Source organism: Micromonospora sp. NPDC005173 (genome assembly GCF_040608515.1).
GTDB lineage: Bacteria > Actinomycetota > Actinomycetes > Mycobacteriales > Micromonosporaceae > Micromonospora.
In genome coordinates this window covers 77,661-89,814 of record NZ_JBEXIK010000014.1, presented here as the reverse complement: position 1 = coordinate 89,814, position 12,154 = coordinate 77,661, and the positions used below count along the sequence as shown (strand labels likewise).

General features: G+C 72.3%; 8 protein-coding genes and 2 pseudogenes. 5 read left to right on the top strand and 5 right to left on the bottom strand.

From position 1 onward, the window contains the following. The first annotated feature begins 225 nt into the window (after positions 1-225). From ABZV00_RS18025 to ABZV00_RS18005, 5 genes and pseudogenes are all read left to right on the top strand, one after another. Positions 226-2,283 (top strand): DNA topoisomerase IV subunit B, encoded by a 2,058-nt coding sequence (locus tag ABZV00_RS18025; protein WP_355607410.1) that lies wholly within the window; start codon positions 226-228, stop codon positions 2,281-2,283. A gap of 32 nt (positions 2,284-2,315) precedes the next feature. Further along, a pseudogene (locus tag ABZV00_RS18020) lies at positions 2,316-2,570 on the top strand (DNA gyrase subunit A); the annotation flags it as partial. Then, positions 2,544-3,371 (top strand): annotated as a pseudogene (locus ABZV00_RS18015) (LAGLIDADG family homing endonuclease); the annotation flags it as partial. The pseudogenes ABZV00_RS18020 and ABZV00_RS18015, both read left to right, overlap by 27 nt. 150 nt (positions 3,372-3,521) lie before the next feature. After that, the gene (locus ABZV00_RS18010; protein ID WP_355607573.1) at positions 3,522-6,104 is read left to right on the top strand and encodes a DNA topoisomerase (ATP-hydrolyzing); all 2,583 of its coding nucleotides are present in this window, start codon (positions 3,522-3,524) and stop codon (positions 6,102-6,104) included. A gap of 396 nt (positions 6,105-6,500) precedes the next feature. Further along, complete coding sequence (locus tag ABZV00_RS18005; RefSeq protein ID WP_355607407.1) at positions 6,501-6,833, top strand: TrmH family RNA methyltransferase; 333 nt, start codon at positions 6,501-6,503, stop codon at positions 6,831-6,833. Between the two features lie 70 nt (positions 6,834-6,903). Here ABZV00_RS18005 and ABZV00_RS18000 read toward each other — a convergent pair whose 3' ends face one another. The 5 genes from ABZV00_RS18000 to ABZV00_RS17980 all read right to left on the bottom strand — a co-directional run bounded on the left by ABZV00_RS18000 (position 6,904) and on the right by ABZV00_RS17980 (position 12,150). Continuing rightward, positions 6,904-7,539, bottom strand: coding sequence for an alpha-ketoglutarate-dependent dioxygenase AlkB (locus ABZV00_RS18000; RefSeq protein WP_355607404.1), 636 nt, complete (start codon positions 7,537-7,539; stop codon positions 6,904-6,906). 91 nt (positions 7,540-7,630) lie between these two features. Further along, the gene (locus ABZV00_RS17995; RefSeq protein ID WP_328426425.1) at positions 7,631-8,689 is read right to left on the bottom strand and encodes a spore coat protein; all 1,059 of its coding nucleotides are present in this window, start codon (positions 8,687-8,689) and stop codon (positions 7,631-7,633) included. Beyond that, a complete protein-coding gene (locus tag ABZV00_RS17990) occupies positions 8,686-9,408 on the bottom strand; it encodes a glycosyltransferase family protein (RefSeq protein WP_328426427.1) in 723 nt (240 codons plus the stop codon). The genes ABZV00_RS17995 and ABZV00_RS17990 overlap by 4 nt, the downstream gene beginning before the upstream one ends. Before the next feature lie 77 nt (positions 9,409-9,485). Further along, the gene (locus ABZV00_RS17985; protein WP_355607402.1) at positions 9,486-11,312 is read right to left on the bottom strand and encodes a class I SAM-dependent methyltransferase; all 1,827 of its coding nucleotides are present in this window, start codon (positions 11,310-11,312) and stop codon (positions 9,486-9,488) included. Continuing rightward, positions 11,302-12,150, bottom strand: a complete 849-nt coding sequence (locus tag ABZV00_RS17980; protein ID WP_355607399.1) for a hypothetical protein — start codon at positions 12,148-12,150, stop codon at positions 11,302-11,304. The genes ABZV00_RS17985 and ABZV00_RS17980 overlap by 11 nt, the downstream gene beginning before the upstream one ends. Positions 12,151-12,154: the final 4 nt, after the last annotated feature.

The following is a 12,154-nucleotide window of genomic DNA, read 5'->3' as shown; positions in this document are numbered from 1 at the left end:
TACCGGCCGGACGGCCCCTCCGTGGCCCCGTGAACGCCGCCGCCGGGCTGGTCCGGGCGCTGAAGGGCTGTTCCGTGGCTCACTTCCGGTGGGTCGACACCCGGCGGGTCGCAGAGGTCCTCCGGGAGTTGTCCTAGCCTCGGGCTAGGCTCGCTGCGGCGCGCCACGCCGGCTGATGTCGCCGGTGAACGGCAGCACACCGCCGAGACCGGGGAGTACGACCAGTTGACCGCAGAGCCTGACACCCTGTACGGGGCCGACGACCTCACTCACCTTGAGGGGCTGGACGCTGTCCGCAAGCGGCCCGGCATGTACATCGGTTCCACCGACAGCCGTGGCGTGGGTCACCTCGTCAACGAGATCCTCGACAACTCCACCGACGAGGGTGTCGCCGGTCACGCCGCCAACGTCGAGGTGATCCTGCACGCCGACGGCTCGGTGCAGGTCGACGACGACGGCCGGGGCATTCCGACCGACGTGCACGCCAAGTCCGGCATCTCCGGCGTCGAGCTGGTGCTCACCCGGCTGCACGCGGGCGGCAAGTTCGGCGGCTCCGGCTACAAGACCTCCGGCGGCCTGCACGGCGTCGGCGCCTCCGCGGTCAACGCGCTGTCCCGCCGGTTCGACGTGACCGTCCGCCGCGCCGGCAAGATCCACTCGATGTCCTTCCGCCACGGCGTGCCGGGGATCTTCGACGGCGACGGGCCGGACGCGCCGTTCACCGCCGGCCCCGGGCTCCAGGTGGTCGGGGCCATGAAGCGCAGGCAGTCCACCGGCACCTCGATCCGCTGGTGGCACGACGCCCGCTACTTCGAGACCGGCGCGGCGCTCGACGTCGACGCGGTCCGGATGAAGCTGCGCAACACCGCCTTCCTGGTCCCCGGTGTGCTGTACGTGCTGCGCGACCTGACCGGCGAGGCGCCCGCCGAGGAGAAGTTCCACTACCCCAACGGGCTCAGCGACATGGTGGACTTCCTCGCCCCGGCCGGAGACCGGCCGGTCTCCGGCACGCTGCTGGTCACCGGCGAGGGGACGTACCGGGAGAACGCCGCCGACGCCAACGGCGTCATGCAGTCCAACGTGCAGCGCCGCGCCGAGGTCGAGGTGGCGTTCCGCTGGGGCACCGGCTACGAGCGCACCGTCGAGTGCTTCACCAACACCATCCGCAACGCGCACGGCGGCACCCACCGCAAGGGTTTCGAGCGGGCCCTGGTCCGCACCCTCGCCGACGCGGTGCGCAACACCCGCGGCCTGCTCAAGGCCAAGGAGGAGCCGCCCACCCTGGACGACGTCCTGGAGGGGATGACCGCGGTCGTGCACGTGCGGATCCCCGAGCCGCAGTTCACCTCGCAGACCAAGGACGAGCTCTCCACCACCGGCATCACCAAGGTGATCCAGACCCAGGTCGACGCGCACATCAAGGCGTGGCTGGAGGACCGTCGCACCAAGGCCGAGGCGCGCACCGTTCTGCAGAAGATCGTCGACGCGGCACGGGTGCGGCTCACCCAGAAGCAGCAGAAGGACGCCGCCCGGCGCAAGACCGCCCTGGAGGGCGCGTCGATGCCGCCGAAGCTGGTCGACTGCCGCGCCACCGGCGTGGAACGGAGTGAGCTGTTCATCGTCGAGGGCGACAGCGCCCTCGGGACGAGCCGCATGGCCCGCTCCTCGGAGTACCAGGCGTTGCTGCCGATCCGGGGCAAGATCCTCAACGTGCAGAAGGCCAACCTCCAGCAGGTTCTGGACAATGCCGAGTGCGCCGCGATCGTCCAGGTCCTCGGTGCCGGCTCGGGGCGCACGTTCGACCTCTCCGCGCTGCGCTACGGCCGGGTGATGATCATGGCCGACGCCGACGTGGACGGCGCGCACATCCGCACGCTGCTCATCACCCTCTTCGCCCGGTACATGCGCCCGCTGATCGAGGCCGGCCGGCTCTACGCCGCGATGCCGCCCCTGCACAAGATCACGACCAAGGGGCGCAACCCGCAGACCGTCTACACCTACACCCAGGCCGAGATGGTGGCGACGGTCCGCAAGCTGGAGAAGGCCGGCAAGCAGATCGTCACCCCCATCCCACGGTTCAAGGGCCTCGGTGAGATGGACGCCGACGAGCTGTGGGACACCACGATGAACCCGGCCACCCGCGCCGTCCGCCGGATCACCATCGAGGACGTCGACGCCGCCGAACGCATCCTCGAACTGCTGATGGGCGAGAAGGTCGAGCCGCGCCGCAACTGGCTGATCGACTCCGCCGACCGGGTCGACCGGGAAGCGATCGACGCATGAGCACCGGTCTCGTTCAAGGGGAAAGCTGAGTCATGGCACGCCGCAAGGAAAACAAGGTCGACCTCTCCTCGTTCGACCAGGCCGGCGCGCGGGTCTTCGACAACCCGCTGGTCACCGAGGTCTCCGACTCCTACCTGGAGTACGCGTTCTCGGTCATCCACTCCCGCGCCCTGCCCGACGCCCGCGACGGCCTCAAGCCCGTACACCGGCGCATCCTCTGGTCGATGTACGAGCAGGGCTACCGGCCCGACCGCGGCCACGTGAAGTCCGCCCGCATCGTCGGCGACTGCTTCGTCGCCGGCACTCTCGTCTCGACACCCGATGGTCTGCGCGCCATTGAGGAAATTGAGATTGGTGACCGCGTCCTGGACGGCGACGGCGCCCCGGTGCCGGTGACTGCCGTGTATCGGAACCCGACGTCGGACCTCGTGCGCGTCACCTGGAGCAATGGGCACACGATGCTCGTCACCCCAGGCCAGCGGTTCCGCGTGGTCGCCGATGATCTCTCGGTCCGCTGGGTGGAGGCTCGGGATCTCCCGGGGCAACTGACATTGGCGTACGGGAGTCGCCGCAGTGCGGTGTCGACGCCCGCTGGCGACGTCTACGACTATGTGCGCGGGCTGTTGGTGGCCGAGGGCTTCCCTGCGCACCGGTCTCGCGAAGCGGACGGTCGGGTCCGGATCCACATGTGTGACGTCGAGCCGCTGGATGTCGCCCACGGCTGGGCCATCGCCAGTGGATTGAACGTCTCCCGGGGTAAGCGTGAGGCCCGGAACCCCCTCCATCGCGACCAGCACATCTTGACCTTCAGCCGGCACGAGGGGCTGCTGGAGGCCGCACAGCCGCTCAGCCGCGACAAGCACGTGCCCGGCGACATCATTGGGGACCGGTCGGCGTGGGCGCCGTTCCTCGCCGGCTTCTTCGACGGAGACGGCTACATCCGTAAACGCTTCAGGGAGATTGTCTTCGTCAGCACCAGCGAGGTGCTGGTGCGGCAGATCTACGCCATGCTTGCCGACCTGGGGCTGCACGGGCACCACTGGACCAGCGGTCGTCGCTCCGGGAATCGTCCGCTTCTCGGTCTATCGGTCACGGGCCGAGACGCCTCGGATCTCGCCCGGCTGCTGCTGCCCTGGGTGCGGATCGGTTACAAACACGACGGCTTGCAACGGGTCGCCGAGACTGACTACCAGTACAGCGGCAAGCAGGGCAACGACCGGTTGCCGTGCGGCCCGGTCATGGCGGAATTCACGGCGGCGCATCAGGGCGGCGGTTGGTTCCGAGATGCGGATGGACGGGCGTTCCGCGACTCGCTCTCGGCGGGCGACGGGCCGAAGGTGCGTTACGGCAAGGACCGCAATGGTGTCCCCCTCGCAGACCGGTCGTTCCAACTGGAGCGCGCGGTACGAGACGGTTGGATCCGCAAGCTCCACCGCCTCGGCTCACCACTCGCTCCTCGGCTGGACGCGTTGGTCGGTGGTTCTTTCCTGCGGGTCACGTCGGTGGAGCCGGTGTCACCTGATGTCACGTACGACATTCAGGTCGGCAGCGACGAGCACGCCTTCGTCGCCGAGGGCTTTGTCGTTCACAACTGCATGGGTAAGTACCACCCGCACGGCGACACGGCGATCTACGACGCGATGGTCCGCCTCGCGCAGGACTTCTCGCTCAACGTGCCGCTGATCGACGGCCACGGCAACTTCGGTTCCCCGGACGACGGTCCGGCCGCCGCCCGCTACACCGAGGCGCGGATGTCCCGCGAGGCGATGCTGCTCGTCGGTGAGCTGGGCGAGGACACCGTCGACGTCGAGCCCAACTACGACGGGTCGCTGACCCAGCCGACCGTGCTGCCTGCGGCCTTCCCCAACCTGCTGGTCAACGGCGCGTCCGGGATCGCGGTCGGGATGGCCACCAACATGATCCCGCACAACCTCGCCGAGGTGGTCTCCGCCGCCCGTTGGTTGATCAACCACCCGGACGCCACGCTGGACCGGCTCATGGAGTTCGTCCCGGGCCCGGACCTGCCCACCGGTGGAGTGCTGCTCGGCCTCGACGAGGTGCGCCGGGCGTACGAGACCGGGCGCGGCGTGGTGCGGATGCGCGGCAAGGTCGAGATCGGCCCGATCGAGGGCAGCCGGGGCCGCCAGGCGATCACGGTGGTCGAGCTGCCGTACGGCGTCGGCGCGGAGAAGGTCATCGCGGCGATCACCAACGAGGTCACCAAGACCAAGCGGCTGACCGGTATCGCCGACGTCAAGGACCTCACCGACCGGGAGAGCGGCACCCGGCTGGTCGTCGAGTGCAAGGTCGGGGTCAACCCGCAGGCCCTGCTCGCCGACCTCTACCGGTTGACCCCGCTGGAGCAGTCCTTCGGCGTCAACAACCTGGTGCTGGTCGACGGGCAGCCGCGCACCCTCGGGCTGAAGGCGCTGCTGGAGGTCTTCCTGGCCCACCGGTACGAGGTGGTCACCCGGCGCAGCTCGTACCGCCGCCGCAAGCGCCAGGAGCGGCTGCACCTGGTCGACGGCCTGCTGATCGCACTGCTGGACATCGATCGGGTGGTCCGGCTGATCCGGGGCAGCGACGACGCGCAGGCCGCCAAGGACGGGCTGATGAGCCAGTTCGGCCTCTCCGACATCCAGGCCACCTACATCCTGGACACTCCGCTGCGCCGCCTGACCAAGTACGACCGGATCGAGCTGGAGGCCGAGCAGGAGCGGCTGCGCACCGAGATCGCCGAGCTGTCCACGATCCTCGACGACGACAAGGTGCTCAAGAAGCTGGTTTCCGACGAGCTGGCGGCCGTGGTCAAGCAGTTCGGCAGCGAACGGCGCACCACGCTGGTCGACGGCGACCTCAAGGAGGTGCTGGCCGCGTCCGTGCCGGCCGGTCCGCTGGAGGTCGCCGACGACCCGTGCCAGGTGATCCTCTCCGCGACGGGGCTGGTCGCCCGCACCGCGGCCGAGTCGGAGGAGAGCGCCGAGGGGCGCCGGCGCAACGGCCGGGTCAAGCACGACACGGTACGCGCGATCGCGCACTCCACCGCCCGTGGTCGGGTGTTGCTGGTGACCAGTGCCGGTCGGGCCTTCAAGGTCGACGTACTGCCGCTGCCGGTGCTGCCCGAGCAGGCCGGCACGGTGTCGCTGCGCGGCGGCATGTCCGCCGCAGAGTTGGTGCCGTTGGAGCCGGGGGAGACGGTGGTCGGCCTGGCCCCGCTCGGCGGGTCGGCGGAGGGTTCGCCGGGGCTGGCGCTGGGCACGCGGCAGGGCATGGTGAAGATCTGCGCGCCGGAGTGGCCGGTGCGCTCCGACGAGTTCGAGGTGATTGGCCTGCGCGACGGCGACGAGGTGGTCGGGGCGACCTGGCTGGCTGACGGCGCCGAGACGCTGACCTTCATCACCTCGGAGGCGTCGCTGCTGCGCTTCGCCGCCGGGCTGGTCCGCCCGCAGGGCCTCAAGGGTGGCGGCATGGCTGGCATCAACCTGCCCGCCGGGGTGCAGGTGGCCTTCTTCGGCGCGGTGCGCACCGACGACCCGGGGCACGGTGAGCCGATGGTGGTCACCTCCACCGGGGCGACGGTCAAGGTGACGCCGTTCAAGGCGTACCCGGCGAAGGGCCGGGCGACCGGCGGGGTGCGTGCGCACCGCTTCCTCAAGGGTGAGACGGACGTGGCGGTCGCCTGGGTGGGGCCGCGCCCGGTCGGCGCCACCGGCACCGGCGACCCGGTCGAGTTGCCCGCGGCGGACCCGCGCCGCGACGGCTCCGGCTTCGCCGTCATGCTCGGCCCAACGGTGGTAGGCCACCTCATCGAACGCGACTAGCCCCACCCCCAGACCCCGCCCCGCCTCGTTGATCATGAGGTTATTGCGGCGACACGCCGACGTTGCCGGCAGTAACCTCATGATCGACCGGGCTCGGGAGGGGGTGGGGCGCGGTATGGTGAGTGCTCTGTTGTCGGTGAGGGTTCGGGCGCGCCGCTAAGCACCCTTCACATGATCTTTCTTCTGTCCGGCGGAGTCGCCGGCGCGGCGTGAGCGCCGCCATCCGGGTCCGGCCGCCGCGCGAGCTACGCGCCGCTCGCCGGCCCCGGCCGCACCGCTGCTGGGGTCACCTGATCGCCGCCCCGCTCTGGCCGCTGCACGGCGCGAACCTGGGTACCCTGCTGCGCACCTGCGACGCGGTCGGTGCCTGCCTCGCCGTGCCGCCGTTTCCGCTGGGTGGACGAGGCCGTGGCCCGGGGCAACACGCTGCGCAGGCCGGGCTGCGTCCACCGGGTCGGCAGTCCGCTGCGCTGGCTGGCTGCCGAACGGGCCGCCGGCGCCCGGATCCTCGGGGTGGAGTTGGCCGACGAGGCCGTCCGGCTCGGTGATCTGCCCGCCGCTCGGGGACGCACCGTGGTGCTGCTCGGGCACGAGGCGACCGGAATCCCGCCCGAGGCGCTCGACCACCTGGACGCGGCCGTGGAGATTCCCATGGTTGGGCACGGCCACAGCCTGAACGTCGCCGTCGCCGGCTCGCTGGTCCTCTACAAACTTGCCGGCCTCCTCTAGCCCTCAGCCCGTCCTCTGACCGCGTCGATCGTGCACTTGCTGCCCTGACGTGGCGGGTAAGGGGATGAGGTCAGGCGACGTTGATGGGGCGGAACTGGACGCTGACCCGGGGGCCGACCGGGCGGGTGGTCTTCGGGATGGCGTGTTCCCAGGTGCGTTGGCAGGAGCCGCCCATCACGATCAGGTCGCCGTGGCCCACCGGAAAGCGCAGGCTGTCGCCGCCGCCGCGAGGGCGCAGCAGCAGCGGCCGGGGCGCGCCGAAGGAGACGATCGCGACGATGGTGTCGGTGTGCGCCGACCGGCCGATGGTGTCGCCGTGCCAGGCCACGCTGTCCCGCCCTGAGCGGTAGAGGCACATGCCGGCGGTGACGAACGGCTCGCCCAGCTCGGGGGCGTAGTGCCGGGTCAGCTCCGCCCGTGCCGTGGTGAGCACCGGATGCGGCAGTTGCCGGTCGCCGTCGTACCAGCAGAGCAGGCGGGGCACGTCGACCTCGCTGTCGTACATGGTGCGCCGCTCGGCTCGCCAGGGGACCTCGGTGAGCAGGGTGTCGAGGACCGCGTCGGAGCCCTGCACCCAGCCGGGGAGGTGGTCGACCCAGGCGCCCCGGCTGAGGTGGTGCCGGCGGATCTGGCCGGGCAGCGGACCCGGGGTCGGCCCGGCGTCGGTCAGGTCGAGCATCGACGGCTGGTAGGCGGCCTGCGTCATGGGGCCACCCTAGCAGCCCTTTCGTACACCCGTGCCAATTGGTCGTGGCGGCCTGGAAGGGCCGAGATCAATCGGTGAGCCCGGGCCGCGGTCAGCCAGTGACGGCGGCCGGGCTGACGGCGTCGAACACCGCGTCCACGACCCGCGCCCGGCCCCGCCCGTCGACCGTGGACCAGGCCCGAGCGGCGAGCGCCGTGCGCCGGTGCGGCGAGCTGAGCAACCCGTGCAGGGTCCGTGCCGCCGTCGCGCGGGCGGCCCGTCCGGCGACCCCGGTGCCGGTCAGCTCCGGCAGCTCGCCGAGACCGGCGGCCAGGCCGTGCCGCACCACCCGGGCGTACGACTCGCGCTGGTTGTCGACCACGCAGACCAGCGCGGCGGGTGCGCCGAGGCAGCAGAGTTCCCAGGTGGACGTGCCGGCGGCGCTGACCACCAGGTCGGCGTCGGTGATCAGCGTCGGCAGTGAGCCGGTGGGTGGGACCGGTCGGATGATCTGCCCGCGTCCGGGGGTGATCTCCTCCAGCTCCGCCTCGATCTCGGGTCGGCCGACGACGACCGTGAGGTCCATCGGATGGCCGGTGGCCACCAGCACCCGGGTCAGCACCGGGGCCGCGCCGACCGCGTCCGTGCCGCCGAAGAAGGCCAGCACCCGGGGTCGGCTGACCTCCGTGGCGGGCCGTGGTGCCGGCGGTCGGGCGGTCACCACCGAGTCGCGCAGCAACGCGTACCCGCTGCCGGCGAGCAGCCGTCCGGGCAGCGCGGGGGCCTGCGCCCCGAAGTTCTGATCGAGGTAGAGGTCCGCGTCCTGGCCCCGGCTGTCCCCGTCGATCACGGCGAGGGTGAACACGCCGGCGGCGCGCAGCGCGCCCGCCCCGGCCGGGTCCAGCTCGTAGGAGTCGAGAACCAGCACGTCCAGCTCGTGCCGGCGGGCCGCCTCGACCAGCTCGGCCGGCGAGTCAGGGCCCGGGTGCAGGGGGATGCCCCGCGCGGCCAGTTCCGCGGTGGCCCAGTCGAGCCGCTCGACCGCGCCGAACACCGCGACGTGGGCGCCCCGGGCCAGGAACTCCTCGGCGAGCGCCAGGCAGCGGACGAGGTGGCCGACGCCGCGTCGCGGCCCGGCGTCGCAGCGCAGTCCGACCCGTAGCGTGCTCAGGACTCCTCCAGCCGCTTCTGCCGTACGTCGGCGTTGAGCGCGCGCAGCCGGGGCTGCCCGTCGAGCCAGTCGGCGAGCTTGGCCAGCGGCACGCTGACGTCACCGAAATGGTCGATCACCGCGTTCACCAACGCCCAGTCCTGCTCGGTGTCGAGGGTCAACCGCAGCGCCGAGCGGTCCGGGGTGAGCGTCACCCCGAGGACCCGGAACAGCTCCGGATGGGTGTACGCGTACGAGGTCACGTGCACCCGGTGGTGACCGGTGGCGAGCCGGTCCAGGGTACGCAGCGTCTCCGCCCGGATGATCTCGACGTCCAGCCCGCGGGGCAGGGTGCGGGCGATCGACGTGCTCGCGTAGTCCAGCCCGGGCACCGCGCGGTACACCGAGGCGACCAGCGTGATGATCTCCGGGTCGAGCAGCGGGCAGTCGGCGGTGAACCGCATGACCGCATCGCCCGGGTGCGCCGCCAGCGCGCCCACGAAGCGGTCCAGCACGTCGTCGACCGGCCCCCGGTGACAGGGCACGCCCAGTCGCGCGGACTCGGCCACCACCGCGTCGTCGACCGGATCGGTGCTGGTGGCGACCACCAGGTCGGCCAGGACGCCGCTGTCCCGGGCTGCGCGCACCACCCGGCCCAGTACGGAACGCCCGGCGAGCGGGCGGAGCACCTTGCCGGGCAGTCGGGACGACCCCATCCGGGCCTGCACGATCCCGACGATCCGCGGCCCCCCGTTCGCGCCCGTGCCCTCCGTCGGGCCCACCCTGTGCGTCGTGTCCGACGCGCTGTCGTGGCCGGTCACTGCTGCTCCTCCTGCTTCGGGGCGAGCGCCGAGCGGGCCCGGCGTTTGGCGGCACGGGCACCCCGCTTGGCCAGCCGGGCCGGGGTGATGGCGAGCCGGCCGACCCGGTAGCTGAGCGAACCGCTGAGCAGACCGATCGTCGCCTCGGCCCGGCGCAGCGCCCGTTCCCGCGAGGTGAGCATCTCGTCGGTCCACTTGGCCAGTGCGGCGAGTCGGCTGATCTCCTCGCGTTGGCGCAGCCACGCCTCCCGCAACTGCTGGTAGCTGCGCGTACCGACCGGCGGGTCGGTCGACTCGATGGCGTGCAGCTTGGCGGCGAGGCTGCCCCGGTTGCCGGTGTCCAGCCCGTGCAGTGCCGCGGTGATCGCCACCTCGGCGTCCACCGCCTGCGCCACGGTCTCCCGGGTCAGGTCGTGGCCGGCGAGCCCGCCGAGCACCACGGTCAGTCCCGCCACGTCGAGGGTGGACGACCAGGGGTGGGCGTACCCGCCGGTGAGCAGGCCCGTCGCGAAGCGCCACAGCCCACGGGCCAGCACCACGTCGCGGGGCAGGGCTTTGGTGGCCCGCCAGCTCGGGTCGAGTACCGCGTAGCGCTCTCCGGCGACCACCACGTTGTCGGTGCTGGCCAGCGCGCCCGCTCCGGCGATCCGGCCGTCGTCGTCGGCCTGACCGGCGAGCCAGCCCGCGTACCCGTGCAGCAGCGTGCGCAGCATTGCCAGGTCGCGGCGCAGGGCCGCGTCGAGCAGCAGGGTGCGGAGCAGCCGTCCGGACGGCACCGGCCCGGTCAGCGCGCCGGGGTCCCGGTACGCGGCCTCGCGGCTGGCGAACGGCGCGGCGGCCGGCACGCTCGCACTGGCCGGCGCGGTGAACCCCCACCGCCAGCCCGACGGGCCGTCGAACACCTCCAGCACGCCGATCCCGGGCTGCCCGGTCTGCGCCAGCACCGCCGGCAGGTCCCCGTCAGCGGTCGGCGTGGCCTGGTCGTCGGGCCGGACGGGGCGCCGGGCCAGCATCAGCCAGCCCGGCGCGAGGTCGGCGGCGCGCCCGGCGTGCAGCGCGTCCACGGCCAGCCGGGCCGGGTCCTGGAGCACCGGCGCGGTGGTGAAACCCCCCGCGCAGGCGCCGTGCAGCACGGCGTCGAACAGCCCCGACCCGGCGTCCCGGTCGAGCTGGTCGGCGTCGAGCAGCGCCGTGGCGGCGCCGGCGGTGGGGTACGCGGCCCAGCACGCGGTCGGCCGCAGTCCGGCCCCGGTGAGCCGCTCGCGCAGCTGCTCCCGGTTGGCAGGGTGCGCCCGGTCCAGGACCCCGCCGACCACCCAGGCGGAGTCGTTCCGGTCGGCGTACCAGGGGGAGGTGGCGACCAGCCGGTGCAGCCCGAGCGGGTTGTCCAGTCGCAGCAACAGCGCGCCACCCGGCCGTACCGCGGCGACCAGGCGCGCCAGCACCCCGTCCCAGCCGAACCGGGTGCCCTCCACCGACTCCACCGGGTCGAGCCCAGCGGCGGCGATCACCACGTCGTAAGTCTCGTCGTCGGGCAGCCCGGCCGGGCCACCCACCACCACGCGGGCGGCCCGCTGGGCCAGCGCCACCGCGTCCGGGTGGCTGCGCAGCAGGCAGGTCACCTCGGCGTGGGCGAGCCGATCGAGCAGCGCCGGGTCGTGCGGCCCGGCCAGCAGGACCCGGGCACCGGCCGGCACGATCCGGGCGGCCAGCGCGGCCAGCGGCCCTCCGTCGGCCAACCGCTCCTTCGGCAGGTCGGACCAGGCCAGCATCTCGCCGCCCGGCAGGGTGATCCGGCCGGCGGGTGCCGTCTCAGTCGTCACGGTCTTCCTCTTCCTCCTGGAGCGTCGCCCAACCGAGCAGCTCGCGTAGCTCGGCCGGCGTGCAGCGGTGATCCGTGCCCAGCTCGGCGCGGGCGATCTCGACCGCGGTGGGCAGGTCGACCGCGGCGCCGTGCAACTCCGGCCACTGCCGCCGGATGCGGGCGGTCCCGCCGAAGGTCGGGTCCTCATTGGACAGGATCATCGGGTCGCCGTAGACCGCTGGTTCGCAGCCGGCCGCGATGCCGTAGAAGATGGCGCTGGTCAGCCGGTTTGACGCTACCCGACGGTGCCGGCGCAGCTCGGTCAGCTGATTGTCGAGGAACTCCGGGTTGGTGTCCTTCCACCAGTGCCCCCGGTAGCCGTGGCAGATCACCCGGAACCCGGCGCGTTCGTAGAGGCGGCGGACGTGGCGCATCCGGTACTCGTGCCAGTAGAGGCAGACCGTGACGGGGCCGGGCTCGGTGTCCTGGATGCGGGCGATCAGCGCCCGGTGGTCACCCTTGACGTGCTGGCCCTCCCAGCCGTGGAAGGGGTACCAGATGGTGCCCTCCCGCTCCTCGGCGGGCGGCTCCTCGGGCCGCATGGCCAGCAGGTACACGAACGGAGCGCCGATCACGACCACGTTGCGCCGCCCCACCGACCAGGCCCGGCGGCGGGTCTGCTCCGACCAGAGCAGGCTCGGGGTGCGCTCGGCGTACGGATGGCCGGGGGCCAGGCCGTCGCCGATGTTCCAGCCGTGCTGCACGTACCCGTTGATCCGGGGTGGGTGCCGGTCGCCGAGGCCGGCGTACCGGGCCAGCACGTGAGCGTGGCCGTAGAAGTGGTTGGCGTGGTGCATCAGG

Coding starts and splice junctions, on each gene's coding strand:
- ABZV00_RS18010 (WP_355607573.1), top strand. CDS start 3,522: ATGGCGGAATTCACGGCGGCGCATCAGGGCGGCGGTTGGTTCCGAGAT.
- ABZV00_RS18000 (WP_355607404.1), bottom strand. CDS start 7,539: ATGACGCAGGCCGCCTACCAGCCGTCGATGCTCGACCTGACCGACGCC.
- ABZV00_RS17980 (WP_355607399.1), bottom strand. CDS start 12,150: ATGCACCACGCCAACCACTTCTACGGCCACGCTCACGTGCTGGCCCGG.